27 protein-coding genes and 2 pseudogenes are annotated in these 23,937 nt (G+C 58.0%); 22 read left to right on the top strand and 7 right to left on the bottom strand.

Translation table 11 applies throughout. From position 1 onward, the window contains the following. The first annotated feature begins 8 nt into the window (after positions 1–8). The 18 genes from GSVR_RS17360 to GSVR_RS17445 all read left to right on the top strand — a co-directional run bounded on the left by GSVR_RS17360 (position 9) and on the right by GSVR_RS17445 (position 16,317). Positions 9–1,019, top strand: coding sequence for a hypothetical protein (locus GSVR_RS17360; RefSeq protein ID WP_173200041.1), 1,011 nt, complete (start codon positions 9–11; stop codon positions 1,017–1,019). A gap of 3 nt (positions 1,020–1,022) precedes the next feature. Further along, positions 1,023–1,394: a hypothetical protein gene (locus tag GSVR_RS17365; RefSeq protein ID WP_173200043.1), complete on the top strand. Its 372-nt coding sequence runs from the start codon at positions 1,023–1,025 to the stop codon at positions 1,392–1,394. Then, positions 1,391–1,798: a hypothetical protein gene (locus tag GSVR_RS17370; RefSeq protein WP_173200045.1), complete on the top strand. Its 408-nt coding sequence runs from the start codon at positions 1,391–1,393 to the stop codon at positions 1,796–1,798. Before GSVR_RS17365 ends, GSVR_RS17370 begins: the two co-directional genes overlap by 4 nt. Further along, complete coding sequence (locus GSVR_RS17375; RefSeq protein ID WP_173200047.1) at positions 1,798–2,283, top strand: hypothetical protein; 486 nt, start codon at positions 1,798–1,800, stop codon at positions 2,281–2,283. The genes GSVR_RS17370 and GSVR_RS17375 overlap by 1 nt, the downstream gene beginning before the upstream one ends. Beyond that, a complete protein-coding gene (locus GSVR_RS17380) occupies positions 2,280–2,852 on the top strand; it encodes a hypothetical protein (RefSeq protein ID WP_173200049.1) in 573 nt (190 codons plus the stop codon). The genes GSVR_RS17375 and GSVR_RS17380 overlap by 4 nt, the downstream gene beginning before the upstream one ends. An 18-nt stretch (positions 2,853–2,870) precedes the next feature. Then, positions 2,871–3,107 carry a hypothetical protein gene (locus tag GSVR_RS17385; RefSeq protein ID WP_173200050.1) on the top strand — a complete coding sequence of 79 codons (237 nt, stop codon included), beginning with the start codon at positions 2,871–2,873 and terminating at the stop codon, positions 3,105–3,107. 17 nt (positions 3,108–3,124) lie between these two features. Further along, a complete protein-coding gene (locus GSVR_RS17390) occupies positions 3,125–4,807 on the top strand; it encodes a DUF2586 domain-containing protein (protein ID WP_173200052.1) in 1,683 nt (560 codons plus the stop codon). 13 nt (positions 4,808–4,820) lie between these two features. Then, on the top strand, positions 4,821–5,276 hold the full coding sequence (locus tag GSVR_RS17395; protein WP_173200054.1) for a hypothetical protein: 456 nt from the start codon (positions 4,821–4,823) through the stop codon (positions 5,274–5,276). Between the two features lie 57 nt (positions 5,277–5,333). Then, positions 5,334–5,696, top strand: a complete 363-nt coding sequence (locus GSVR_RS17400) for a hypothetical protein (RefSeq protein WP_173200056.1) — start codon at positions 5,334–5,336, stop codon at positions 5,694–5,696. 450 nt (positions 5,697–6,146) lie between these two features. Next, positions 6,147–8,363 (top strand): phage tail tape measure protein, encoded by a 2,217-nt coding sequence (locus GSVR_RS17405; RefSeq protein WP_173200058.1) that lies wholly within the window; start codon positions 6,147–6,149, stop codon positions 8,361–8,363. Further along, complete coding sequence (locus GSVR_RS17410; RefSeq protein WP_173200059.1) at positions 8,350–8,913, top strand: hypothetical protein; 564 nt, start codon at positions 8,350–8,352, stop codon at positions 8,911–8,913. The genes GSVR_RS17405 and GSVR_RS17410 overlap by 14 nt, the downstream gene beginning before the upstream one ends. Continuing rightward, positions 8,913–9,710 carry a hypothetical protein gene (locus tag GSVR_RS17415; RefSeq protein WP_173200061.1) on the top strand — a complete coding sequence of 266 codons (798 nt, stop codon included), beginning with the start codon at positions 8,913–8,915 and terminating at the stop codon, positions 9,708–9,710. The genes GSVR_RS17410 and GSVR_RS17415 overlap by 1 nt, the downstream gene beginning before the upstream one ends. Then, a complete protein-coding gene (locus GSVR_RS17420) occupies positions 9,703–10,389 on the top strand; it encodes a baseplate assembly protein (protein ID WP_173200063.1) in 687 nt (228 codons plus the stop codon). Before GSVR_RS17415 ends, GSVR_RS17420 begins: the two co-directional genes overlap by 8 nt. Further along, positions 10,390–10,827, top strand: coding sequence for a baseplate assembly protein (locus GSVR_RS17425; RefSeq protein ID WP_173200065.1), 438 nt, complete (start codon positions 10,390–10,392; stop codon positions 10,825–10,827). Beyond that, entirely contained in the window at positions 10,802–11,974 is a 1,173-nt protein-coding gene (locus GSVR_RS17430) for a baseplate J/gp47 family protein (protein WP_173200067.1), read from the top strand. Before GSVR_RS17425 ends, GSVR_RS17430 begins: the two co-directional genes overlap by 26 nt. Before the next feature lies 1 nt (position 11,975). Beyond that, positions 11,976–12,638: a phage tail protein gene (locus GSVR_RS17435; protein ID WP_173200069.1), complete on the top strand. Its 663-nt coding sequence runs from the start codon at positions 11,976–11,978 to the stop codon at positions 12,636–12,638. A gap of 12 nt (positions 12,639–12,650) precedes the next feature. After that, a complete protein-coding gene (locus tag GSVR_RS17440) occupies positions 12,651–13,844 on the top strand; it encodes a phage tail protein (RefSeq protein WP_173200071.1) in 1,194 nt (397 codons plus the stop codon). Positions 13,845–13,863: 19 nt separating this feature from the next. Continuing rightward, complete coding sequence (locus GSVR_RS17445; protein ID WP_173200073.1) at positions 13,864–16,317, top strand: hypothetical protein; 2,454 nt, start codon at positions 13,864–13,866, stop codon at positions 16,315–16,317. 119 nt (positions 16,318–16,436) lie between these two features. Here GSVR_RS17445 and GSVR_RS17450 read toward each other — a convergent pair whose 3' ends face one another. Further along, on the bottom strand, positions 16,437–16,643 hold the full coding sequence (locus GSVR_RS17450) for a GntR family transcriptional regulator (protein ID WP_239077369.1): 207 nt from the start codon (positions 16,641–16,643) through the stop codon (positions 16,437–16,439). A gap of 259 nt (positions 16,644–16,902) precedes the next feature. On the opposite strand from GSVR_RS17450, the gene GSVR_RS17455 reads away from it, so the two are divergent. From GSVR_RS17455 to GSVR_RS17470, 4 genes are all read left to right on the top strand, one after another. Continuing rightward, positions 16,903–17,052, top strand: coding sequence for a hypothetical protein (locus GSVR_RS17455; RefSeq protein WP_173200074.1), 150 nt, complete (start codon positions 16,903–16,905; stop codon positions 17,050–17,052). A gap of 4 nt (positions 17,053–17,056) precedes the next feature. After that, positions 17,057–17,758, top strand: a complete 702-nt coding sequence (locus GSVR_RS17460; protein WP_173200076.1) for a FadR/GntR family transcriptional regulator — start codon at positions 17,057–17,059, stop codon at positions 17,756–17,758. Positions 17,759–17,825: 67 nt separating this feature from the next. Continuing rightward, on the top strand, positions 17,826–18,203 hold the full coding sequence (locus GSVR_RS17465) for an OsmC family protein (RefSeq protein WP_173200078.1): 378 nt from the start codon (positions 17,826–17,828) through the stop codon (positions 18,201–18,203). Between the two features lie 34 nt (positions 18,204–18,237). After that, complete coding sequence (locus GSVR_RS17470; RefSeq protein ID WP_173200080.1) at positions 18,238–18,987, top strand: hypothetical protein; 750 nt, start codon at positions 18,238–18,240, stop codon at positions 18,985–18,987. Positions 18,988–18,995: 8 nt separating this feature from the next. Here GSVR_RS17470 and GSVR_RS17475 read toward each other — a convergent pair whose 3' ends face one another. The 6 genes and pseudogenes from GSVR_RS17475 to groES form a co-directional block, all read right to left on the bottom strand. Then, positions 18,996–19,313 carry a cupin domain-containing protein gene (locus tag GSVR_RS17475; protein ID WP_173200082.1) on the bottom strand — a complete coding sequence of 106 codons (318 nt, stop codon included), beginning with the start codon at positions 19,311–19,313 and terminating at the stop codon, positions 18,996–18,998. A 238-nt stretch (positions 19,314–19,551) separates the two neighbouring features. Then, positions 19,552–20,496, bottom strand: a pseudogene (locus tag GSVR_RS17480) (sodium-dependent transporter); the annotation flags it as partial. 82 nt (positions 20,497–20,578) lie between these two features. After that, positions 20,579–21,016 carry an IS200/IS605 family transposase gene (tnpA, locus tag GSVR_RS17485; protein ID WP_173196373.1) on the bottom strand — a complete coding sequence of 146 codons (438 nt, stop codon included), beginning with the start codon at positions 21,014–21,016 and terminating at the stop codon, positions 20,579–20,581. A 110-nt stretch (positions 21,017–21,126) separates the two neighbouring features. After that, positions 21,127–21,546, bottom strand: a pseudogene (locus GSVR_RS17490) (sodium-dependent transporter); the annotation flags it as partial. A gap of 239 nt (positions 21,547–21,785) precedes the next feature. Then, positions 21,786–23,432 (bottom strand): chaperonin GroEL, encoded by a 1,647-nt coding sequence (gene groL / locus GSVR_RS17495; protein ID WP_173200086.1) that lies wholly within the window; start codon positions 23,430–23,432, stop codon positions 21,786–21,788. Positions 23,433–23,589: 157 nt separating this feature from the next. After that, positions 23,590–23,886, bottom strand: a complete 297-nt coding sequence (groES, locus tag GSVR_RS17500; protein WP_255569614.1) for a co-chaperone GroES — start codon at positions 23,884–23,886, stop codon at positions 23,590–23,592. Between the last annotated feature and the right edge of the window lie 51 nt (positions 23,887–23,937).

Here is a 23,937-nt window from a genome sequence, read left to right on the forward strand (position 1 = left end):
ATCCGCAAATGGCAATGAAACTCTGTCGTGAAATGTACGGCCAAGCCCGTACCCTGGGCATAACGGTGTCCGAACTGCTGGCTCAGGAGAATCCCTCGGAGGAGGCCAACCTCGATGCGTTCGAGTTTGCGCTGATGAAGCAGGACATCAACCTGCGGAAGCATACCGTCGAGCGCTTCTACCGTACTCAGGATGACATCTATCTCTTTCCCGAGTTCATCAACCGTAACGTCCGCATCGGTCTGGCCGGTCTGACCGCCATCGACCTGACCCTGGAAGACGTCGTCGCCACCGAGACCACCATCGACTCGGGCGTCTACGATACGTTCAAGGCGGTGTACGACGAGAAGAAGCTGGACTTCTCCCGGATTGCCGAGGGGGGCATGTTCCCCAGCGTCAGCATCACCAGCGCTAAAAATTCGGTGCGCCTGGCCAAGATTGGACTCAAGCTCAACGCCTCGTATGAGGTGCTGCGCCGGATGAAGCTGCCGCTGTTCGCCGCACACCTGCAGCTGATCGGGCAGCGGATCGCCAAGCGCAACGTGGCGTTTGCCATGTACAACATCAACAACGGCGACGGAAACGACAACGCGGCCCCGGCCACAGAGGCCACTCCACTCAGTTACAGCAAACTCCTGGAGTTCTACCTGAACATGGACCGATTTGCCGGGACCGTGTTTGCGGCCAAGAAAACGGAGATGAGCGCCATCCTTAACCTGCCCGAGTTCCAGACGCCGTACATCTTCAAGACCGCGGCCACGGGCGAGTTCGCCACTCCGTTCGGCCTGCCGCTGAAACGGTTCAACTGGACTGAATCAGCCCTGGGTAACAACCAGATCACCATCGTCTCCAAGTCCGCGGCCCTGGAACTGGTGAAGGAAAGCGGTGCCGAGCTGATCGAGACCGAAAAGGTCATCGACAAGCAGCTCCAGGATACGGTGATCTCCAACGTGATCGGCTTCTCCAGGATCTTCCCGGACGGCGCCAAGGTCTTCACGATCGGCGAAGACGAAGAATAATAGATGGCCACCATCATCGACATGGTGAAAAACCGACTGCCGGACGAGGCGACGCTGTTCAACGCCTCGCTTCCGGTTGTCGTTGAAGAGGCGCAGGCCCTGGCCGGCTACGAGGGGATCCCCGAGGCGGAGCTTTCCACCACCCGCAAGAGCCTGATAGCGGATCTGGCCGCCAAGGCCCTGCTGCTGCCGGCCAGAAGTCACTACAAAAAGGAAATGTCCAAGGTCGAAGGCGACGGCGCCGGCAGGGCGGAGTTCGTCGACAAGCTCAAGTTTCTGGACACCATGGAAACGGCCCTGACCAGATCCATTGCCGAGCGCCGGCAGGGTATTCAACCCGCCGACACCGGCGTGGCCATGATCGTGATGGAATGATGGACCTGCTCTCTCAAGACAATGTTGACCAGTTCCGGGCTGCAATACGCAACGTGACCGACACGTTTCACAAATCCCCGGTCATCCTCCGGAGGGAGACGGGCGAGGAGTTTCCCCTTTTGGCCGGGCTCACTCCGGACGACCAGGAAGACTATTCGGTAGTCCAGGGCGAGCGATATGTCCGGGACGACCAGGACGATGTGACCGAGCGGTGGGTGGTGGCCTTCCACCGCGACTATCTGGCCGAGCAGGGGCTGATAGATCCGGAGACCGACACGGTACTGATCGCCCTGGAAAACGACTGGATCGTCATAAAGGGCAAGCGGCATGCGATCGTCAAATTATCCGACCGGGCGATCTTTCGTGGCCAGGCGATCCTGGTGCGGTTGTCGGTGCAGCGCTGATGGCTGGCCGGAGCGTGCAATTGACCGGCGACTGGAGCCGGCTGCAGCAGGTTTTGAAGCAGGCGGGTCCCAATCTGGCAAAAGAAAGCCGCCGCACGATCGGCCGTCAATTGAAGAAGATCGAGGCGAAGGTGCTCGGCCACGTGGACCAGCAGGACCTGGAGTGGCCGGAGCTCTCCGAAGCATACGCGAAGACAAAGGAGCGGAAAGGCCTCTCACCCGACATCCTGCGGGCCAGCAACCAGATGTATTCCAACATCACCACCGCCCAGTCCGACGATTATACCGGCATGGTGGGTGTCCGGCGCGGAGTGAAGACCAAGCAGGGCAACGATGTCACGGACATTGCCCTGATCCATGAGCAGCCCAAGGACGACGGCACGAAGATCCCGCCCCGCAAGCTTTGGAAGCCGACCTTTGAAGAGATGAAGCCGGGGATCGAGCGCGAGCTGAAGGGCATCGCCATTGAGGTGTTCAAGAAATGATGATCGCGTGCCAGATATTCCTTACCGAGCGCCTTGAAGAACTTACTCTTCGGGATGGCAGCACCCGGCCGTACCGATCGGCGACCCCTGAGAATATCTTTTTCACCGAGATGCCGCTTGATTTCCTGAAGGACAACGATTTCGCCGTCTGTTGTCTGCCGCTGCAGGACCGTGACAGAAAGCACGGCCGCCTGATTGCCCGGACGCGCAACGCCGGCAAGACGGCGTATGACCTCACCCGGCGCCGCTATCAGCGGGAAATCATGTTCCGCTGTCTGCTCTACGGCAGCGCGGATGCCCTGTGGGGAGATACCTCGTTCGTCGGCATGGCCGAGCAGTTCCGGCAGGCGGTGGCAAACTACCGGGTTATTGCCGACACCGACAACAGCGCCATCCGCGTCAATCCCCAGGATGGAGAGCGCCCATCCGACAGCGAAACCGAGCGCGATCGGAAATTACGCCGGCCGCGGCTGGCAATTGTCCGGATAGTGTTCACCGGTGGCCTGCAGACCACAACCAACATACCGATCATTCCCAGCGTGACGATCACCCCGCATGTCGGGGCCTGACAAGGAAAGGAGATCCAGATGGACAACAGGGAGAAGGAAAAAAACCGGCCGCGCTTGATGGTGGCGCCGGAGTCTGGCGACAGCCGGCTCCAACCGATTGAGGCATTGGCCGCCGAGCGCGGCATGCCGGCATATGCCGTGGCCGGTATGTGCCGGGCAAACGGCTGGGCACCTGGCAAACATCTGACGGCGGCCGACTTTGAGGCGGCCATGGAAGCATATCGCAACCGGCCCATGAGCGCCGGCCGGCGTTAATCAACGGAGGTTGGCACATGAACGATGTTTTTGAGTTCCTGATTGACGGCACCAGCGGGATATCCCCGGGTGGGGTTGAGGGTGCCTGTATCATGGTCGGCGTCTGTTCCCTGGGGGAAGTGGGCAAAGGCTACCTGCTCGGCAAGTCGTCCGATCTGGATACGCTGCTGGGAGTCGGACCGCTGGTGGACCGGCTGCGCGATGCCTTCGCCCCCGGCGGACAAGCTCCGGTGATAATTGCCGTCCCTGTGGCCGGGTTGCCCGGTGGCTATATCACCCCGGTGGAGCATACCGGCACCGGTCCTACGGCGACCGTCAGCGGAGCACCTGCAGGCAACAGCACGGCGGTAGTGCAGATCGTCGTCGGTGGCGCTCTCGCCACCGCCACCTACAAGCTTTCTGAAAACGGTGGCGCCACCTGGGGAGAGACAACGGCAACGCCGGCAAACGGACAGATCGCGATCGGCACGTCCGGCGCCACGCTGGTCCTGGCGGCCGGTGTGCACGTTGCCGGCGACACCTACGCGACCACCGTCCGCGTACCGATCGGCCCGGTCACACGGGTGGGCACCGGCCCGGTCATCACCGCCGCCGGCACCGTGAAGGCAGCCGCGGAGGTACAGCTCCGGATTATCTCGGCCGGCGGCCGCAATACCGGCACCTATCAGTTGTCCCTGGACGGCGGCGACTCCTGGGGCGGACTGCGCACCATTCCGGTAGACGGGCTGATCGCCGTGGGATCAACCGGGGTGACCATTACCTTCCCGGACAACGATGCCGTGGCCGGGGATACCTATTCGTTCCGGATCGAGGAGCCTGTGCCGTCGGTCGCGGCGGTCATTGAAGCCCTGGAAACTCCGCTCTCGCTCTATGACATGGAGTTCGTGCATGTGGTCGGCCCCTCCGACTCCTCGGACTGGGCCGCCCTGGGGGTGCGGGCGGACGAGCTGTGGAACGCGCACCGTCCGACGTTCTTTCTTGCCGAAACCCGCCTCCCGTACGACGGCGAATCGATCGACGACTGGACCGCGGCGCTGGTATCCGAGCGGCAGGGTTTTGCCCACCGCTTCGTATCGGTCTGCTCGGCATACGGCGAGATCTCCGATTCGACCGGTAAGCGGATCACGCGCAATGCCGCGGGACTGGCCACCGGCCGGCTGCTGGCCATACCGGTCATGCGGGCGCTCGGCCGGGTGCTGGACGGCCCGGTTTCGCAACTGACCCTGAGCGACCTATACACCTCGGCGCACCAGTCGACCCTGGAGACCGCCGGATACATCACCGCGCGGCGCTATGCCGGCCTCTCCGGAGTCTACTGGGGCGACGAGCGGACCATGGCCGACGTCACCAGTGATTTCCAGTTTCTGACCGTGCTGAGGGTGGTCTTCAAGGCGACACGCTTGAGCCGGATCGCCGCGCTGCGCTCGATGTACGACGAAGCTGGCGACCCGACCCTGGGCGCCAATGCCGCCGGCCTGGCGTATCTCAAAACCGGCATTGAGGCAGCCCTGAACACCATGGTACGGGCGATACCGCGCGAACTGGCCGCGCACCAGATTACGATTCCGCCCAACCAGGACATCGTCAATAACGGCGTGGCAGTGGAAATGACCCTGATCGGCATCCCGATCATCCGCAAAATCAAACTGTATGCCAACTATGTATATGCCGGCGGGGCATTTGACCCGCGGCTGCAGTAAGGGAGGAGAAACCATGATCAACGGCAACCTGTATGACTGGGAATCTATTGAGGTGCAGCTGCCCGGTGGCATCGCCATCGGTATCTCCAGTATCGATTACGATGATGAGCGGCCCATTGAGGAACGCTACGGCAAGGGTTCCACGCCCCGCGGCTATGGGCGGAAGAACTACAAGGCTTCTGCAAAAATGTCGCTGGACCTGGACGAGGCGCAGCGCCTCCAGGATAAGCTGGGCGGGTCGGTGTACGACAGCCAGCCGTTCGACATCGTCGTTTCCTACGCGACCGAAGGGCAGCCGACCATTACCGATGTGCTGCCGTCGTGCAAGATCGTCAAGACCAGCACGGCCAACAAACAGGGCGATGAGAACGCCGGTCAGCGGCAATACGACCTGAAGGTCCTGTCGCCGATCGGCTGGGGTGAGCGTCCGGCCATGGGGTTGACGGTCGGAGTTTCCGTGTCGTTTTAACCATTCTCAGCGGGGTGGCACAGGCCGCCCTGCAACAACCATCAAAGGAGTTTTGACATGGAAAAACTGGATGAACAGGCTGACAAGGGCAAGGGTAAAAGCACTAGTACGAGTGTGCCGCAGGTAGTCAATGAGGCGATCCAGGCGGGAAAGAAGATCCTGGAGCTGACCGGAGAGGACGGCAAAATCTACTATTTCCTCAAGCCGACGGTCCTGGATATGAAGCGGTTCATCGGGACCGTGACAAAAGGAAAGACGTTCCAGGCGGTCAACGATCTGTTGTTCGAAAAAGCAATCAGCCCCACAAAGGCCGAGCTGGAGGCCGAATTTGAAGACATGCCGGGGCGTATGGTGGCGCTGAATAACGAGCTGCAGAGCGCCATCGGCATGAACGAGAGTCTTTCTACAAAAAAGCTCTAGAGCTCCGGGAGGAGCTGAAAAACAACCATATTATGCAGATGCGGCTCCTGGTTCGGCACTACCTCCATACTGAGCCGGCCCAGGAGCTGGAAGAATTGATGGAGCAATACGTAGAAGCGTTATGGATAGAGGACCGGCAGGCAACGTTACTGACAAACGCGGTGGCCAAGGCGTTCGGGGGGAAATGAACTATGCACAATTATTCAAAACGCTATTGGCTGAATGCAGAAGGCCATTCCTCTACCGGATCTGCAGTCGCATTCCATGGGGATTCACCTTGGGACCGTGATGGGAAAAGAGAGAAAATCACATTTCTGGAAATTTCCGATTGTCACAACAAGGTCAGACTGCATCGGTCTGATTTCGATGATATGGCGGAGTTTATCGTCAAAATGGAAAAACTACGTGATGCAATAACCGAGTTCGTTTCACACTTGCGGAACGCATAACATGGAATCACTCTTCCAACTCGGCATACTCCTCAGGGTGATGGACATGGTCTCCGGACCGGTGCAGGCCATCTCCAACAGCATCGACGGCCTGGCAGCCAAGGCGGAGAAGCTTCAGCCGGTTTTCGACCGGTTCAAGGATTACGGCCGCTGGATTGCCGGCGCCGGGATTGCCGGAGCGCTCGGCCTGGGCGTGGCCGTGACCCAGTTTGCCAACCTGGAGGAGGCGCAGCTCCGGCTACGCACCACCCTGATGGATTCCGCCGGCGCAGTCGGCCCGGAATACGAACGGCTCAACACCCTGGCGGACAAACTCGGTTCCTCTCTGCCGGGCTCTACCAAGGATATGATCGGCATGTTCATCGCCCTGCGCAACCAGGGGGTGCAGACCAACCGCATCCTTGACGGCATGGGGGAAGCTACCGCCAATTTCGCGGCCCTGATGGAGCTCAGCTTTACCGAGTCGGCAACCCATGTGGCCAAGTTCTCCGAGAGCATGGGGGTGGCCGACGAGGATATGGTCCGGTTCATGGATCTGCTGCAACGGCTCAAGTATGCCTCCGGTGTGGAGGTGGGCGATCTGGCCTACACGTTCAAATATGCCGGTGGGTCGCTGAAGCTGCTCGGTTTGCAGGGGCTGGAGTCGGCCCGTGATTTTTCCGCCATCATAGGCGTGCTCGCGGCCGCCGGCATTGAGGGGTCGACCGCCGGCACCAACATGAGCCAGGCATTTTCCCGCATGGCCGAGATCGGCCACAAGCTGGACAAGGGCCAGATCGCGAAGCTGGTCGGCCCGATCCTGGACAAGTACAACGTCCGGCTCAACTTCTTCAATGGAGCGGGGGAATTCAAGGGTCTGCGGCCGATGGTCGCTGAGTTGGAGAAGCTGAAGGCGCTCAATCCCCAGGAGCAGATAATCACCCTGAAAAAGCTGTTCGGAGATGAGGCAGCCCGGCCCCTGGCCGTGCTGCTGAAGAGCGGCGTCGAGGGTTACGATCAGATGCTCGATCGCATCCGGCAGCAGGCGGACATGCAGACCAAGATCACCGAGATCATGTCCGGGGCAAAGATGCAATGGGAAACGCTGACCGGCACTATTGCCAACGTGGTGGCCCATGTCGGCGGGGTAGTTGCCAAGGTGGCCGGGCTGATCGGTGTAATGCAGGTAGTGAACGACCTGGCTGGACGGCTCGATAGCTGGATTGTAGCGAATCCGCGCACGGCCGGGGTGATTGCCGGCGTAGCCATAGCGCTGACCGCCACCGCCCTGGCTGCCGGTGGGTTGCTGTTGGCCATCGGCATCGGCGGCACGCTGGTCACCAAGATGATTGTCGGATTCGGGCTGCTGGCCAAGGCGTTTGCTTTGATCCGCCTGACGGCCCTGAGTGCCGTCCCTGCCCTGTGGAGCATGACCACGGCGCTGCTGGCCAATCCCGTGACCTGGATCGTGGCTGCGATCGTCGCCGCGGTTGCTCTGCTGGGTGGGATATTCGTGTGGATGTACCGCCGCGTGGAGTGGTTCAAGACCGGCATCGACGTATCGTTGTTCGCTATCGGGTTCAGTGTCGGCCGAGTCGTCAAGTACTTGATCGGCCTGGCACAAATAATATTCTTCCCGTTCTCGTTGATCTGGGATGTGCTTCAGCGGCTCTGGTCCGCCATTCCGGCCATCTCCACCGCCATATCGGATGCCCTGGCCGGGATGCTCAACTCCATCCCGTCACTGCTCGGCGGCATGTTCAGTGCCCTGTTCACGGTCGGCCAAGCATTCATACAGCCCATTGTAGCCGGCATCAAGTCGGTTGCGGACCAGCCGTACGAGACGGTCAAGGGTGTATTCCAGCGGGTGCGCAACCTGCTCCCTTTCAGCGACGCCAAGGAGGGGCCGCTCTCTACCCTGACGCTCTCCGGGTCGCGGATCATGTCCACCCTGGGGGCAGGGATCACCGGGGCAGCTCCCAGCCTGCAGCGGACCATGGCCACGGCCCTGGCCGGTGCCGCGCTTTCCACCAGCATCGCCGTTGCCCCGCCGCCGGCAGCGGTTGCGGTTCCGTCACAGGCGGTTATGGCACAACGGGACGGCAGCGGCAGCTCTTCCGGCTCCAGCGGTCGCACGATCATCATCCAAAATCTTACCGTACAACTGAACGATGTCAACAACGCCCAGGATTTTATTCGCCAGCTGCAGGCGTTGGTGGAGGCCCATGATGGCGACTGACGGATATCTCTCATTTGAAGATGGTGCTGTGCGGCTGGGGAAGGACCTGCTGCCGGGCATCCTGGTGGGAATATCGGTCAACGCCGGGGTACGGTTCGACCGGGCCACTCGCGACCATATGAGTGGGAAAAATCGCATCCCCCAGGGCTGGGAAGATGCCGACATCAAGCTGACCGTTGATTTGATCTGCGACAATGAGAGCGATTGCTATACCAAGTTGGCCATCATCAACACGTACTTCAAAGATAGCGATAAGGGCGCCAATCCGCAAATCTACAACGTCACCAACCGTCACTTGCGTTCCCGTGGAGTTAGCCGGGTAGTTTTTTCAGGGCTGCAATCGGACGAGGATGATCAGTGCGATGTGATTCGGGCAGTACTCTCTTTCTCCGAGCATTTGCCAGCGGTGGTTAAGCGCGAACAGCAGGCCAATGCGAGCAAAGCGGCCCTCGGAGCGCCCCCGCCGGCAAAGGCCAAGCCGGTACCCGCACCATCCATCGTCAAGGACGATAATCCATTGATAGCGGGCTACAAAGCAGGACTGAAATAATGGAAATCTCCGGCATCCGCCTCGACATAACGATCGGCGACCTGCAGGTCTACCGCGCACCGGGCTGGTGGATCGATTCACAGCGCCATTACCCGCTGGGCCGGGCCGGCATCACCCTGCCCGATCCGGAGGGTGATCTGTACCGGACGATCGCGATCGGCGACGCGGTGACCATCCGCCTGGGCTACCGCAACCAGGTGCCGGCGGAGTGGACCGGCACCGTGACCGGGCGTTATCCCGGCGCGACCGCCGATCAGCTGGAAGTCGTGGCAACCGACCGCTCTCTGCCGCTGGCCACGACCCGTATCATGCAGAGCTGGGAAAACGAGAGTCCGGAAGCAATTGTGGCCTGGGCGATCCGTCAGGCGGGCCTGGCTTTCGGCACGATCTCATCACCCGGCGTACAGTTGCCTCGTGTTTCCGCCGCCAACATTCCGGTCTGGCAGCTGGTTCAGCAGCTGCAGCACAGCTGCAGTCAGGCATTCGGTCTCGATATGTCCGGATGGGCGTTGTGGATGGGTAAAGCCGGCGTCAACTGGGGCAATCACGACGAACCGGGCGACGTGGTGACGATCGCCACCACCGATAATCTGATCGATCACCGGCCGCAGGATTGGCCGCGGGGCTTGTCCCTGATAGAGGCGTTCCTTTTGCCGGACCTGAGCCATTCGCGTCGATTCCGTCTGCAGGATGACCGGCGCGGCATCGATGCATTGCACCGCGCCGTGCGGGTACGCCATGAGGGCACGCCCGACCGGTGCCGGACGTATGTCTGGTATGGGGCTGAGCATGGGTAGCCCGGTCGATTTGAAATCCCTGCTGCAGCGGGTGGTGGAGCTGGTGATGCCGAACCTGCGCCACTATTACCGCATGCCGCGCAAGGGGCGGGTGGTCAAGACCTATGCATCCAACGGGGCGTACTGGGCGGACGTGCAGCCGCTGCGGAACGATGACAGCGATGATCCCAAAGAGCCGGTCATTACCCGGGTGGAGATCCCGATCCTGTGGGGTGGGCCGGAGCGTGGCGTGGTATGCCCGCCGGCGGTCGGTACGCTGTGCGATGTCACCTATTACGACGGAGATCCGGACTATCCGCGCATCAGCAATTTCCGGTGGGCGAAGAATCAGGCGCCGGCGTGTGAAGCCGGGGCATTCGTCATCCAGCAGAAGCCGGGCGTGTTCATCAAGATCACGCCGGCCGGGAACATTGTGGAAGCGACGGACGTGGACTGGATCATCGAGGCGGGGGAAAAGGCGTTTATCACGGCACCCGAGGTGACGGTGACCGCTTCCAGTTTGGTCGCAATGGACACGCCGGAGCTGAGGGTGTCGGGCAATATCGTGGCTGGTGGCGATATTTCTGATGCCGGTGGATCCAAGAGCATGGCCGGCATGCGGTCTGTATTCAATAGCCATACACACCAGGAAAACGGCGATGGTGGCGGTGTTACCGATTCGCCGGGCGAGGAGATGTAGGTGGACGATCTGTTTGGGCGCGATATAGCTCTGGATGATCTCGGCAGCCCCCTGGTCGCCGGCAATGGTGAGCTGATTCTGACGGATGGAGCCGCCACCGGTGTCCAGGATATCCGTCTACGCCTGGGGACTCCCCTGGGCTCGCTGTTCTACGATACCGAGTTTGGCAGTCTGATCCACGAGTGGTACCGCGACGAAAACGACCGTGCCCGGCGGGATGCGTTCGAGGCCGAGGTGGAGCAGCGCGTTGAGGAAGATCCCCGAGTCGTCCTCGGTACCGCTAACTGCACGGTGATTTCTTCCGACGACCGGGGATTCACTGCCAATGTATCCTTCGAGTTCATTGGCGAGGATCATCCGTTTAACCTGGTGCTGACGCTCAACAGCGATAAACAGGAGATGGTGATAAAAGATGTCAATCCAAGATCTGGTCTCTAAGAGCCTCGACACCATCCGTCAGGAGATGTTTGACCGCATCGCGGCCGTGCAGGAGGAGTACGCGGCAAAGGGCTGGCTTCCGATACGGCTCAATCTCAATAAGGGGATCGTGCGCGGCTTGATTGAGCTGTGGTGCTGGGGCCTGTGGCAGCTGTATCAGTTCCTGGCCCTGGTGCTGATACAGGCGTTTCCTGATACTGCTACCGGTAGTTGGCTGGACCTGCACTGCAAGCAGGTGGGCATTACCCGCAAGCCCGCCACCAAGGCCCGCGGCATCGTCTATTTCACTCGTGCGGCGGCCGCCGGCAACGTGCCTATCCCGACCGGGCGGGTGGTGCGCACCAAGCCCGACGGCAGCGGCACGGTGTACCGGTATGTGACGACCGCCGCCGTGATCATCCCGGACGGTGCCACCGAAGTGGCGGTGGTGGTAGAGGCCGAGGAATACGGCGCCGGTGCCAACGTTACGGCCGGCCAGATCTCCGAGATCTCCACGGTGATCCCCGGCGTCGATGTCTGCGAAAACCGGGCAGGCTGGTTGACGGCGGAAGGGGTGGATGAAGAGCAGGACGAACCGCTGCGCTTCCGCTATGTGCTGGCCTGGCAGGGGCTTTCCGGATGCACGAAGCAGGCATATCAGGCGTGGGCGCTCTCGGTGACCGGCGTTGTTTCGGCGCGGATTCTGGACCAGCACCCGCGCGGCCAGGGCACCATCGACGTTGTTATTCAGGGCAGTGCCGGATTGCCGACCGAGGGACTGGTGGCGGCAGTCGACGCCAAAATCAACGGCACCGGCGCGGACGACGAGCTGACGCCGATCAACGATGATGTGTTGGTAAAGGGACCGACGGCGGTGGATGTTGCCATTGTGGCCGAACTGGTGATTTCCTCCGGAGATCCGGCGGCCATCCTGGCCCAGGCGGAGAATAGGGAGCGCAGTCTGTTCGGCACCACCGCGGTGGCCGGCGTCAATCCATTCGGAGTGGGTGCTGATGCTACACTGGATCGCCTGAAGTGGCCGCTGATGATCGCGGGGGTAAAGAAGGTTAATCTGACGAGCCCGGCCGATGATGTGCCGGTCGACGCGGACGGCCTGGCAGTACTGGAGAGCCTGGAACTCAGCTACGTCTGGGCGGACGAGGAGTAGCATGCGACTCTTCTGGGCATATTTCAGGGATACCCTGCGGCTGCCCTTCATTCAGCAGCACGGTGCTCTGGCCATGCTGGCGGAGGGTGGCGCGGAGTTGCTCGATGCGGCCCGCGATCTGATCGGTACCCTGCGTGATCAGTTTTTGCCCGAACGTTGCGAAGCGGCAGTGTTGGCCCATTTTGCGCGGTCGCGGGGGATCGTGCGTGCCCAACAGGAACCTGAGGCGCACTGGATTGGCCGGGTACGGCTGGCGTACCTCTGGCACTCCCGCGGGGGACGCGCCGGTGCACTGCGCCAAGTCCTGATTGCCTATTACGGTTTCGCCGATGTCCGGGTCATCAATCTGCGCGGCGAGGACCCGGAGCGGTGGGCGGAATTCTGGGTGGAATGCGAGTTGGTCGGCACCGAGTCGTTATTTTCACAGGCTCAGGTGGAATGGGCCATTAACGAGATCAAGCCAGCTCGATCCAAACTGTCCGAGGTCCTTTTCATACAGTCGATAATCGGCACCGTGCCGAGCTACTCGTTTGCGATGGTTTCCACTGAGGTTGTGACGGTTTTCCCCGAGCCGGAATCCGTGACCGGCGAACGGCTGTTTGATGAGCTCGACGGCGTGTTGCTGATTGATGAGCTTGATGACGAGCAATTGATCGCAGAGTAAAGGAGCGTTTTGATGCCCGCAGAATTCCGATGGATAATGACGGCAACGGGGCTTGCCAAACGGGCCACAGCCGAAGCTGGGGGCGCCCTGGTCGCTCCGGCTCAATTTGCCGTGGGTGATGGTGATGGGGAATACCACGAGCCGGAAGATTTGGTTGATGGGCTGATCAACGAGAGATGGCGCGGCGCGGTAAACAAAATTTACCTCCACCAGACCCAGCCCGATCTGGTCGTGATTGAAACAGTCATCCCCGCTGACGTAGGGGGGTGGGATATCCGCGAGGCTGCCATCTATGATGCTGCCGGCGATCTGATCCTGGTCGGCAAATACCCGATGACCGAAAAACCTGCTCCGGGCTCAGGAGGCGAGAAGCAGATCGTGGTACGCGGCGGGTTGCGCATTTCCAACGGTGGCGACGTGGTAGTGCAGATCGACAGTGACATTGTGATGGCCAGTCAGGAATACGTTGATGCCCATGCTCTGCTGACCAATCCCCACGGATCAACTCCGGCGGCGACCGCCAATCGTCTGATTCTGCGCGATAGTGCGGGCCGGGCCAAGGTTGCAGCACCTTCAGCTGGCGATGACATCGCCCGCAAGGATACGGTGGCGGTACATATTCATAATCTTGCTCTTGCGGTCGGGGACTTTCTGGTTGGGAGTGGACCAGGTGCTTTTGTGAGAAAAACACTGGCAGAGGTGAAAGCCATACTGGGCCTGGGTGATGCCGCCTACAAGAATACGGGCACGGCGGGGACCCAGGTGGCTGCCGGCAACCACACCCATTCGTATGCTCCAGCCAATATACTGCAGGCCGCCTTTTCCGTCGGGTCGCTGTACTTTAATGCGAGCATCGCGACCAATCCGGCTGAACTGTTAGGATTCGGCACATGGGTGGCGTTTGGAGCTGGGCGTATGCTGTTGAGTGCAGGGGGAGGCTATACCGCCGGTGATACAGGTGGTGAGGCAACCCACACATTAACGACAGGCGAAATGCCGGCCCATCACCATACCGGCCCAACTTTCAAAAACCTGCTCAAACCACCATACGGCGGGTCTCTTACAGGCAATGACACTACCGGAAGTGGTGCTGAGCAGGCTGTGGGTGCGCCTGACGGGGGCGAAATGCTCTCGGTTGGCGGTGGTGCAGCTCACAACAATATGCCGCCGTATGTTGTCGTTTATGTCTGGCGCCGCACGGCTTGAGGCAGGAAAGGAGCAATTCGTGAAATCATGGCTGCAATATATTAATTCCCGGCCCCTCGCGGAAACCGTTAACCCCGAAGATATGCTTCTGGTCGTTCAGGCCGGGGCAGTGAAACAAATCTCGAAGGAAGTGCTTGAATCATTATTGATACCATCTCGTGAGCCGCGCTTATCCTGGGGAATTGATATTCCCGAGGTAATTGACGGGCAAACTGAAGGTGATTCATATATCCGCTTGAGTGATGGTGCCGTTTGGCAGATGATTGATGGGGCCTGGGCGTCCGTGGGAAATTTGCGTGGTCCGGAAGGTCCGGCCGGCGGAATTTGGGCGGGCGTTATTACGGTAACAACAACGGAATACGCCATTGCTGACTACGATTATATATACATGGTTGATACAGATTCGACGGCCGTTGACTGTGTCGTCAATCTACCTGTTGCGGCGGGTAAAACAGGCCATAGAATATTTGTCCAGAATACCGGCCGCGATGGTTACAAAACGATATTGGTCGCGGAAGATTCAGAGACGATCGCGGGGCACATACGTTTCGAACTTGCTTCCGGCCAGGGCGCCGGATTTTTCTCCGATGGCGCTGACTGGTACCCTTCGGTATCTGATCCTCAAGAGCAGAAGTTTGTCCATAATGTCAATGCTGCAGTGTTTTCCGTCACCCATAATGCCAATGTCACCGCTCAAAATTATGACAAGCAGATTCTGTTGTTTGGGGATAGCCACGCGTGGGGTCAGGGTGCCACGGAATGGGATTGGCCGTTTGGTACTAACTATTCTTCGCACAGCTCCTCATTGTTTAACCAAGGATTTATGGCGCGCATTGAGCAGCACATCCGGTCTACACGGGGCTTTGATGAAATGGTTTACACCATACACGGTCGGCCCGATCAACGCATACTTCCTTATGAGTTTGCGGCACCTGACGCCCAGGTAGATGATTTTCTTTCTCGACCAGTAAAGCCTTCTACGGGGGCTATTTTGGGTTTGGATGAATATGAAATTGTCCCCACCATCTCGTCTTACCCCGCTTGGTTTACTCCTTGGGCGCGCGGGGCAAACGACCTGATCGATGTTCATCGTGATAAGCTGTTTCGGGGTCGATTTAACGCTGGCATGTTTTTGATGGCCCCGGAGGATGAGAATTCTTTTCTGGAAGCGGGAAAACTTGAGTACATCACGTTACTCCCGTGTCCTGGCATCAGCGGTAGCGGCGGCTCCTGGAGTGCTATAACGGATAGTAACGGTACTATTTTGGGGGAATACGATGGATCGGCATTTTACCTACGCATAAGCCCTAAGATGGCCGCGAGTACTCTTGGGTTTTTTACGGAAGAGGGCCAAAAGTTATTCATCCCTGGTTTTGGTACGATCACTGTAGGTGCGATGCTCGATTCGAGTGGGATTAAGGTTGTTCAGATATTGAGCGCCTCCGGGTCGTACCCTGCCGGGCTGGAAAAATGGATTCATTCAGGCATGCGAATATATCATAACGATTACGTTAAAGTGACTACCGCGCATATCGACCCCACGCAACCCTTCCGCCGAATGTATGTTTGCTTTCGACGGGGTGCTTCGGGCTCAAAACTTCGTTTTTTCATGTCCGACGGAGCCGCAGGAGGGGCAGAAGTTGTTGCGTACAGCCATAACAGGTACGAGGCTGATACCCCAAATCTCAAGCCTATTTGGTGTTTCGGACGTACTGGGTATCCCAAAGTTTACGGTGTCACTAATACTGGCGCGCTGGTATTGGCGGGTGCGGAAGCTACTATCCACGACAACTACATTGAAATAGATGCATATAATTCGGTACTTCAAGATGTAGTTTACTGTCTTGACTTCGGCTCGAAAGTTTGGGGCAGAGTGCACATGGAACTCAATGCAGCCACCGGGTTGGGAGTTTCGGTCAGGGGAGTGCTGTTCGACAACAACAACGTGGTCAACTTTGCTATGGGAGGACATACCATCGGCCAATGGATGGGGGATAGCGACAGTTATAATGATGCCGCACACGATCACTTGTCGGATATCATATCGTACATCAAAACGACGCCCCATCTGGTTATAACGGAGTTGCCCATTGTGAACGAGTACCTGCGGCAGACCCCGCTGGCAGTATTTAAATCAAACATCGCCACATTTATGTCAAGACTGAATGCGGTGTTGAATAGCGGGGGCGGGAAGGCAACTGATTTTCTGTTTTTCACCACTCTCGGCGGGAAGGATGTTGATTATGAGGGTGCTGGATCGTCGGCAGTGACATACGACCAGTATGTTCAGGCAGCGCTAACCCAGTGTCTGGCGAGTGGCGCCGGGCTTGTTGATTGCCGGGCCAAGTTCAGGGATTTTGTACGCCGTGGAGGGGACTACAATCGTTTATATGCGGATAACAACCACCCCAGTTCATTCGCGAATGAGTTCATTGCAAAATGGCTTATAGAGGTGATTGATCAAATTTTGTAGGACATGGTAGGTGTGTAACTTTCGAGGGGGTCAGCAGACCCCCTCGGTGCTTGCGGCATCAAAGTTGTTTTGATATGGTCAAGAGTATCGGCGCGGTTATTTATCGCGTTTCTGGGCCGCTAATTATCGCGCCGCGCTTGTGACTGGGGACGCGCCTCGATCAGCCCCAGATTCTCCAATTGCGCATACGACTCCATCACCGTATTGACGCTGACCCTCATCTGCCGGCTCATTGCCCGTATGGACGGTATCCGCTCGCCGGCCCGATAGGTGCCGTTCCCGATCATCCCGCAGACCCTGTCGGCTAACTCTTCATACAGCAGCATGGAGCCCGGCCCTCCCTGTCTCGTCCGCTCGTTTTAATGGCGGATAAGGTACCCTCATCTCGCTCGTGAAGCAAATACAGTTTTATCGAAATAGCACGGTAACAGTCGCATTTGTCACACAACTGTCACCACGATAAAACTGCGCCATTACATCTGCACATTTCTTCCGGGTGCCCCTATAGTCAAGGCACCTCGATCCAGGAGGTGGCTGTATGGGAATTAGGCGGGATCGAGGTACCAATTGCAGGGAGGTGTTGCCATGATTGCTGGACTGCTGACAGTTATGCTGCCGGTATTCGGCTGCATCATCACAGGGTATCTGCTTGCCCGCAGAAAGATCATAGACATTGAGATGCTGATCCTTAATAGTTTCGTGCCTTTCCGAATTACCTGCAGCCCGCATTGGTGACATCATGCAATTTCAGCCTGTAAAACCGATAAAAGTTTCTGCACAGATTGCGAAGCGGATAAGAACCGCAATTCTTGCCGGGGAGTTCAGCCCTAATGACAAACTTCCACCGGAGAGAGAACTGGCCAAGGCATTTGGAGTCTCACGGCCATCGGTACGAGAAGCGCTGCAGACTCTGGTGTGTGCCGGGCTGGTTGTATCTCACCCAGAAGGGGGAACAGTCGTCAGGTCCTTGGTTGAAACGACTACAGGCAGTCCTTTGGCAGAACTGGTTCGGCTGGAGCGGGAACGCCTTCTGGACGTGGTGGAGGTGCGCAAAGGACTTGAATCGTGGACTGCCTTTTACGCAGCTGAACGAGCTTTGCCGGAAGATCTCAGAAAGATGGAATGGGTGATCACTGGCATGGAGAACAACCTCGAAAACGGCGAAACTTCCGAGAGCTTCGATGTCAGCTTCCACGTACTCGTAGCGAAGGCGAGCCACAATGTGGTCTGGCTGCATACGATACAAAGCCTTTTCAACTCCATGAAACAATTTCAGCAAACAGTCTGTCGAGCCATCTCTATGACACCGGAGAACAAGGTGCTCTACTCCCAGCATCGCAGAATTTTCGAATCAATTTTAAAACGCGATGCTGTGGGTGCCCGAGAGGCGATGTTGGAGCATCTGACCTTTACCGGACAGCGCAGTAGTGCATATGTGTGACAGCCCGTGAAGCTGAACTGGTGCCATACAGGTTTGTACACCCATCTCATGAAAGACGGAGGACTTTATGTTCAAAGCATCAATTGAAAACAGAGGGAATTCAAAGTACTACGCAACCACCCGGCACTCAGCTTTCGTGCTGGACACGGAAGGAGACGGTGCGAATCCGGTTGATACGCTGCTCGCCAGTCTGTGCGGCTGCCTGAGCCATTACATCAGGGACTTCCTGGTCGAACAGCGGATTTCGCACAACGGGTTTACTGTCGATTCGGAAGCGAACATTACGCCTGACAAGGCTCGGCTGGGCGAGATCAGCGTCCGGATCGACCTGAAAGGTGCCGTGCTGACCGATCGGCAATCCGCAGACTTACTGGAGTTTGTGGAAAACTGCAAAGTAAACAAAATTCTGAAGGTCAATCCCGGTGTTGTCATGAAATTAGTCTGATCCTGACAAACCATCTGGGCTATCGGAGGACATTATGGGCAGACGCATGACAGAAGCCACCACTACCGATTATCAAGAGCTACTGGCGATGATACGGGAAATTCACGGTGGGTTGAATGTGCAGGAGATGGCCCAACAATTCGTGGACGTACTCTACGGACGGTTCAGCGATACACTGGTACTGCTGCGGCTTTTTGTCACATTACCCTACAGCCAGTTGCCTTTGGAGGACCAACAGTTCGTTGACCGCAAGGGGTGGGACACGAATACTTTTCACCAGATAAATGCAGCCACACCTATCTTCACGCTGCTTGGCACCCAGGGAGCACGGCCGGAATGGAACAACCGCATGTCTTCGACATTTTTTCGATGCATACCGTTGGTTTCCACCGCTTTTATCAGCTCCCTTTCCATGCTCTCGCAGCAGTTCAAAAGCGTCGGGTTGGATCTCGGCTTAATCGACGCTTGGAACACCCGGTTCACCGCTGAGGGGCGTGCGGACCAATACCGCGGCATGCTCTACATAAGGGAGGCTGGAGTCGATAGGGATACATTGGGACGCTTGATCGTACCGAAACAGGAATTTGTCAATGCCAACCACGTTAAGACCACCCTCGGATTCGGCTGCGGCTACACCGGTCACGCATCACTACTTACATTATTTGCCTTCACAAACGAAATACTCGAACGTCCCGTTGTGGAACCAATTGCCAGTTTGCTGGAGACGTTTCGGGACCTGACCGAAGAGTCCATCAGAAAAGGCAGGTTATTCCCCGTCCGTTAGACAACTTTTCAGGCCCGGATCATCACCAGCAGCATCTTGAACGGCTTGAGCGCCTTGAGCTCGTGGGGCACATTGGCGGGCATGATGATCATCTGTCCCGTTGCAACGGTGTGAGGTTCCCCGGCGATGGTTACCTCGGCCTCACCGTCCACCACCTGCACGAAGGCGTCATAGGGGGCGGTGTGCTCGGACAGCCCCTGCCCGGCATCGAAGGAGAACAGCGTCAGCGTGCCGACCTTCTTGTCGATCAGGGTCTTGCTGACCACCGAACCGTCGCTGTAGGCCACCAAATCGCTCATCGTCAGTGCTTTTCCGATCAGATCCATAGGGGTCTCCTTGTTCATGTAATGGGCGGGGATAGTACCACAGCCGTCGATCACAATCCAGCGGGCTTTTCGGCCCTTTCACTGGTCTAAGCGTATGCCATATTTTAAGGATGTAGAATGAGCCTTGAAAGGCATTTGATCGTGGGGCCAAGAGCGAAGTCAGAGATCAACGAGCGGCACACCTAAACTGCCTCCAGTTGCCTCGCGTGCCTGACTGGCAAAGCTGTCTACAGCGAAATCAGATCAACTTCAAACCGCGCAGCAAAATGACGATAATGATCACCGGTGCAACATACTTGACCTGAAACAGGAAAAAGCTGACCACGGTGCGGTTGGCGAGCGTCCCTTCGTTGGAGAGCGCAGACCGCACCTTTTTCTCTCCCCAGACCCATCCCGCGAAAAGACTCAGGAAGAATCCCCCCAGCGGCAACAGCAAATTCGAAGTGAGGAAATCATAGAGATCGAACATGGTCATGCCGAACAGCTTGAACCCGGCCAGGGTGCTGTTGGAAAGCGCTGCCGTGGAGCCGACCAGGGCGAGCAGAACGACGGTCATGGCGGTCGCCTTGAAGCGGGATAGCCCGAAGCGCTGATGCAGGTAGGCGACCGGCACCTCCATGATGGAGAGCATGGCGCCGGTCGAGGCTATGGCGCCGAGAACAAAGAACAGCACCACGAAGATAGTGCCGAAAGGCATCTGGGAAAAGACCGCGGGTATGGTGATGAAGAGCAGCGCCGGACCTGCCTCGGGCTTGAAACCGTAGGTGAATACCGCCGGAAAGATGGCGATCCCCGCCAGAAGGGACACGGTCAGGTCGGCAACCATGACGCGCAGGGCGGTCATCGGGATGTCCTGATCCTCCGTGAAATAGCTTCCGTAGGTGATCATGGTGCCCATTCCGACCGAGAGCTTGAAAAAGGCGAGCCCCATGGCGGTCAGGACGACCGCGCCTGTCACCTTAGAGAAATCGGGGCGAAAGAGAAAAGTGAGCCCTTCTGCTGCGCCGGGCAGCATCAGGCTGCGGATGCCGATCATGACGAGGATCAGGAACAGCATAGGCATGAGCCGCTTGGTCGTTTTTTCGATCCCCTTGGAAACCCCCGCGACGATGATGCAGCCGACAAAAATGATCACCAGGAACTGCCAGAAGATGGACTGGACCGGATCGGCAGTAAGCATCCCCCGGCAAAGCCGGGGGCTTTCAAAGTCGTGAACCGCTCGAAGCGGTTTTTTCAAAAGATTATCTGACCACCACGAGTGGTGGTCATTCTTCGGGCAAAAATGTCAATTGATCCAGACGTTTGTCTTCGTCTTCCTGGTTCCTGATGTAGTTGGCAATTGTTTCCTCGTCAGCACCGACAGTGGATACAAAGTAGCCACGTGCCCAAAAGCTCATACCAGCAAAGTTCTTCTTCTGACCAAGGTACATTCGCGCAATATGGATTGCACTTTTGCCCTTGATGAAACCGATCACCTGTGCAACGGAGTATTTTGGTGGGATCGATATCAATATGTGAATATGATCAGGTTGAAGGTGCCCTTCCACTATCTTGCACTCTTTCTGCCTGGCTAGACTATGAAACAAGTCGGCAAGATATTTCCGGATTCGACCAAACAGCACCTTGCGGCGACATTTTGGAATCCATACAACGTGATACTTGCAATCCCATTTCGTGTGGCATAAACTTTGTGTGTCGTCCATTGAAGCCTCCTTTTCGTGTACTTTGAGCGGTTCACGTTAGGGAGGCTTCTACATATTTCAGGAACTGTCAAACTATTGGGGTCCCCCGGCAGAGCCGGGGTTTACCCTAAGGAAATCAATTTCGCGAAGGCGGCTGAGGTGACCGTGGGATCGGTGGAGAGTATGCTTCCTGTCACGGACTTGAACACGTAGGCGAATACCCAGCCGGCCACCTCGGTGTAGAAGGCGAGGATCAGGAAGGCCGACAGGACGCCGACCGCACCGATCAGCCCCCAGCTCTCCCGTTGCGGATGCAGCACGCGGAACGTGGTCAGCGCGTCGGACCGGGAGCGGCGTCCGAGCATGAGTTCGGCGATCATCACCGGCAGCCCTGCCATGAGTGTCGAGAGGAGATAGATAACCAGAAAAGCCGCTCCGCCGTTGAGACCGGTCAGAGCGGGAAACTTCCAGATATTGCCCAGACCGACCGCTGAGCCGAGGGTGGCGGCCAGCACGCCGAAACCGGAGGTAAAAATGTCGCGCTTCATCATCGCTCCGCCGTCTCTTTTCGAACAGATTGCTGCAGCCCGTTTTCAGGGTACAGGCTGCCGAAAGAATGTCAACTGATAGTGTATATGCAGGGGAAGTAGCGGGAAAGCTGCAGTTACCACGATCGCCAGAAGGGACGGCAGGGACGCCGCCGTAATGCTCGAGAAACGTAAAATGAAAAAAGGCAGGGGATCGAAATCCCCTGCCTTTCTTTCCTGAACAATGAGCTGTGGCGGACTTCTTAGTACATACCGCCCATGCCGCCCATGCCGCCCATGCCGCCGCCCGGCATAGCGGGCATTGCAGCTTCTTCCTTCGGCTTCTCGGCAATCAGCGCCTCGGTGGTCAGCATCAGACCGGCGATGGAGGAAGCGTTCTGCAGCGCGGTGCGGGAAACTTTGGTCGGATCGATGATGCCGGCCTGCAGCATGTCGACATACTCGTCTTCAGCGGCGTTGTAACCGAAGGCATCCTTGCCGTTTTTGACTTTGTCGACAACGATCGAGGCGTCGATGCCGGCGTTCTCGGCGATCTGGCGGATCGGTGCTTCCAGGGAGGCCTTGATCACGTTGACACCGAACTGCTGCTCGGTAGCCAGCGCGGTACCGTCCAGAGCGGACAGGGCACGGATGTAAGCCACGCCGCCGCCGGGGACGATACCCTCGTCAACGGCTGCGCGGGTTGCGTGCAGAGCATCTTCCACGCGGGCCTTTTTCTCTTTCATTTCGACTTCGGTGGCAGCACCGACTTTGATCACGGCAACGCCGCCAACCAGCTTGGCCAGACGCTCCTGGAGCTTCTCGCGGTCGTAATCGCTGGTGGTTTCTTCGATCTGGGCGCGGATCTGCTTGACGCGGCCCTGGATGGCCTCTTCCTTACCGTCGCCGTCGATGATGGTGGTGTTGTCCTTGTCAACGGTGATGCGCTTGGCGCGGCCCAGCATGTCCATGGTGGTCTGGTCGAGTTTGAAACCGACTTCTTCGGAGATCACCTGGCCGCCGGTCAGAACAGCGATGTCTTCCAGCATGGCTTTGCGGCGGTCGCCGAAGCCGGGGGCCTTGACGGCGCAAACGTTCAGCACGCCGCGCAGTTTGTTGACTACCAGAGTAGCCAGGGCCTCACCCTCGATGTCCTCGGCAATGATCAGCAGCGGACGGCCGGACTTGGCGGTCTGCTCCAGCACCGGGAGCAGGTCCTTCATGTTGGAGATCTTCTTGTCGTGGATCAGGATCAGGGCGTTCTCCAGGGCAGCTTCCATGCGCTCCGGATCGGACACGAAGTAGGGGGAGAGGTAGCCGCGGTCGAACTGCATACCTTCCACGGTCTCCAGGGTGGTGTCCATGGATTTGGCTTCCTCGACGGTGATGACGCCTTCTTTGCCGACCTTTTCCATGGCCTCGGCAATGATGTCGCCGATGGTTTTGTCGTTGTTGGCGGAGATGGTGCCAACCTGGGCGATTTCCTTGTGGTCCTTGATCGGCTTGGAGATCTTCTGCAGTTCGGCCACGATGGTCTCAACGGCCTTGTCGATGCCGCGCTTGATTTCCATCGGGTTGTGACCGGCGGCAACCAGCTTGGAACCCTGGCGGTAGATGGCCTGGGCCAGAACGGTGGCGGTGGTGGTACCGTCGCCGGCAACGTCGGAGGTCTTGGAAGCGACTTCCTTCACCAGCTGTGCGCCCATGTTCTCGAACTTGTCATCCAGCTCGATTTCCTTGGCCACAGTCACGCCGTCCTTGGTGATCAGCGGAGCGCCGAAGGACTTGTCGATAACGACATTGCGGCCCTTGGGACCGAGAGTTACCTTCACGGCGTCAGCCAGGGTGTTGACACCTTTCAGGATGGCATTGCGACCGTCCTGGTCGAATTTGATGATCTTTGCAGCCATGTTATTCCTCCATGTTGTATTGTTTTGATTTTCATGCGGCACAGCAAAAGGCTCCAGATGCAAGGCGCGCGATGAGCGGGGCGCGAGGCGTACTCACTGTACGTTGAGCGTTCCGCGAAGAGCGCAACGCCGCAGATGGACCTTTGGCGAAGCCGCTCTATTCGATAACTGCGAGGATGTCGTCTTCACGCATCATCAGATAGTCATTCCCATCAACCTTGACTTCGGTTCCGGCATACTTGCCGAACAGCACTTTGTCGCCCACTTTGACATCCAGCGGCAGCACTTTGCCGTCCTCGGTCTTCTTGCCGTTGCCGACAGCCACGATCTCGCCGCGCTGCGGCTTTTCCTTGGCGGTTTCGGGGATAAAAATCCCACCGGCGGTCTTGGTCTCTTCCTCGACTCTCTTGACGATGATGCGGTCCTGCAGCGGTCTCAAATTCATCTTGCCCATCTCCTTTCTATGCTGTGGTTGTTTTGTATGCTGTCACTGACAGAATTAGCA

The sequence above is a fragment of the Geobacter sp. SVR genome, from assembly GCF_016865365.1.
Lineage (GTDB): Bacteria > Desulfobacterota > Desulfuromonadia > Geobacterales > Pseudopelobacteraceae > Pelotalea.

What these genes read in the sequence shown, in the direction of transcription:
- GSVR_RS17390 (WP_173200052.1), top strand. Translation starts at nt 3,125, where the DNA reads ATGAACGATGTTTTTGAGTTCCTGATTGACGGCACCAGCGGGATATCC.
- GSVR_RS17360 (WP_173200041.1), top strand. Translation starts at nt 9, where the DNA reads ATGGCAATGAAACTCTGTCGTGAAATGTACGGCCAAGCCCGTACCCTG.
- groL (WP_173200086.1), bottom strand. Translation starts at nt 23,432, where the DNA reads ATGGCTGCAAAGATCATCAAATTCGACCAGGACGGTCGCAATGCCATC.
- tnpA (WP_173196373.1), bottom strand. Translation starts at nt 21,016, where the DNA reads ATGGACGACACACAAAGTTTATGCCACACGAAATGGGATTGCAAGTAT.
- GSVR_RS17410 (WP_173200059.1), top strand. Translation starts at nt 8,350, where the DNA reads ATGATGGCGACTGACGGATATCTCTCATTTGAAGATGGTGCTGTGCGG.
- groES (WP_255569614.1), bottom strand. Translation starts at nt 23,886, where the DNA reads ATGGGCAAGATGAATTTGAGACCGCTGCAGGACCGCATCATCGTCAAG.
- GSVR_RS17440 (WP_173200071.1), top strand. Translation starts at nt 12,651, where the DNA reads ATGCCCGCAGAATTCCGATGGATAATGACGGCAACGGGGCTTGCCAAA.
- GSVR_RS17465 (WP_173200078.1), top strand. Translation starts at nt 17,826, where the DNA reads ATGTTCAAAGCATCAATTGAAAACAGAGGGAATTCAAAGTACTACGCA.
- GSVR_RS17475 (WP_173200082.1), bottom strand. Translation starts at nt 19,313, where the DNA reads ATGGATCTGATCGGAAAAGCACTGACGATGAGCGATTTGGTGGCCTAC.
- GSVR_RS17380 (WP_173200049.1), top strand. Translation starts at nt 2,280, where the DNA reads ATGATGATCGCGTGCCAGATATTCCTTACCGAGCGCCTTGAAGAACTT.
- GSVR_RS17420 (WP_173200063.1), top strand. Translation starts at nt 9,703, where the DNA reads ATGGGTAGCCCGGTCGATTTGAAATCCCTGCTGCAGCGGGTGGTGGAG.
- GSVR_RS17430 (WP_173200067.1), top strand. Translation starts at nt 10,802, where the DNA reads ATGTCAATCCAAGATCTGGTCTCTAAGAGCCTCGACACCATCCGTCAG.
- GSVR_RS17405 (WP_173200058.1), top strand. Translation starts at nt 6,147, where the DNA reads ATGGAATCACTCTTCCAACTCGGCATACTCCTCAGGGTGATGGACATG.
- GSVR_RS17365 (WP_173200043.1), top strand. Translation starts at nt 1,023, where the DNA reads ATGGCCACCATCATCGACATGGTGAAAAACCGACTGCCGGACGAGGCG.
- GSVR_RS17460 (WP_173200076.1), top strand. Translation starts at nt 17,057, where the DNA reads ATGCAATTTCAGCCTGTAAAACCGATAAAAGTTTCTGCACAGATTGCG.
- GSVR_RS17370 (WP_173200045.1), top strand. Translation starts at nt 1,391, where the DNA reads ATGATGGACCTGCTCTCTCAAGACAATGTTGACCAGTTCCGGGCTGCA.
- GSVR_RS17375 (WP_173200047.1), top strand. Translation starts at nt 1,798, where the DNA reads ATGGCTGGCCGGAGCGTGCAATTGACCGGCGACTGGAGCCGGCTGCAG.
- GSVR_RS17435 (WP_173200069.1), top strand. Translation starts at nt 11,976, where the DNA reads ATGCGACTCTTCTGGGCATATTTCAGGGATACCCTGCGGCTGCCCTTC.
- GSVR_RS17415 (WP_173200061.1), top strand. Translation starts at nt 8,913, where the DNA reads ATGGAAATCTCCGGCATCCGCCTCGACATAACGATCGGCGACCTGCAG.
- GSVR_RS17470 (WP_173200080.1), top strand. Translation starts at nt 18,238, where the DNA reads ATGGGCAGACGCATGACAGAAGCCACCACTACCGATTATCAAGAGCTA.
- GSVR_RS17385 (WP_173200050.1), top strand. Translation starts at nt 2,871, where the DNA reads ATGGACAACAGGGAGAAGGAAAAAAACCGGCCGCGCTTGATGGTGGCG.
- GSVR_RS17395 (WP_173200054.1), top strand. Translation starts at nt 4,821, where the DNA reads ATGATCAACGGCAACCTGTATGACTGGGAATCTATTGAGGTGCAGCTG.
- GSVR_RS17455 (WP_173200074.1), top strand. Translation starts at nt 16,903, where the DNA reads ATGATTGCTGGACTGCTGACAGTTATGCTGCCGGTATTCGGCTGCATC.
- GSVR_RS17450 (WP_239077369.1), bottom strand. Translation starts at nt 16,643, where the DNA reads ATGCTGCTGTATGAAGAGTTAGCCGACAGGGTCTGCGGGATGATCGGG.
- GSVR_RS17400 (WP_173200056.1), top strand. Translation starts at nt 5,334, where the DNA reads ATGGAAAAACTGGATGAACAGGCTGACAAGGGCAAGGGTAAAAGCACT.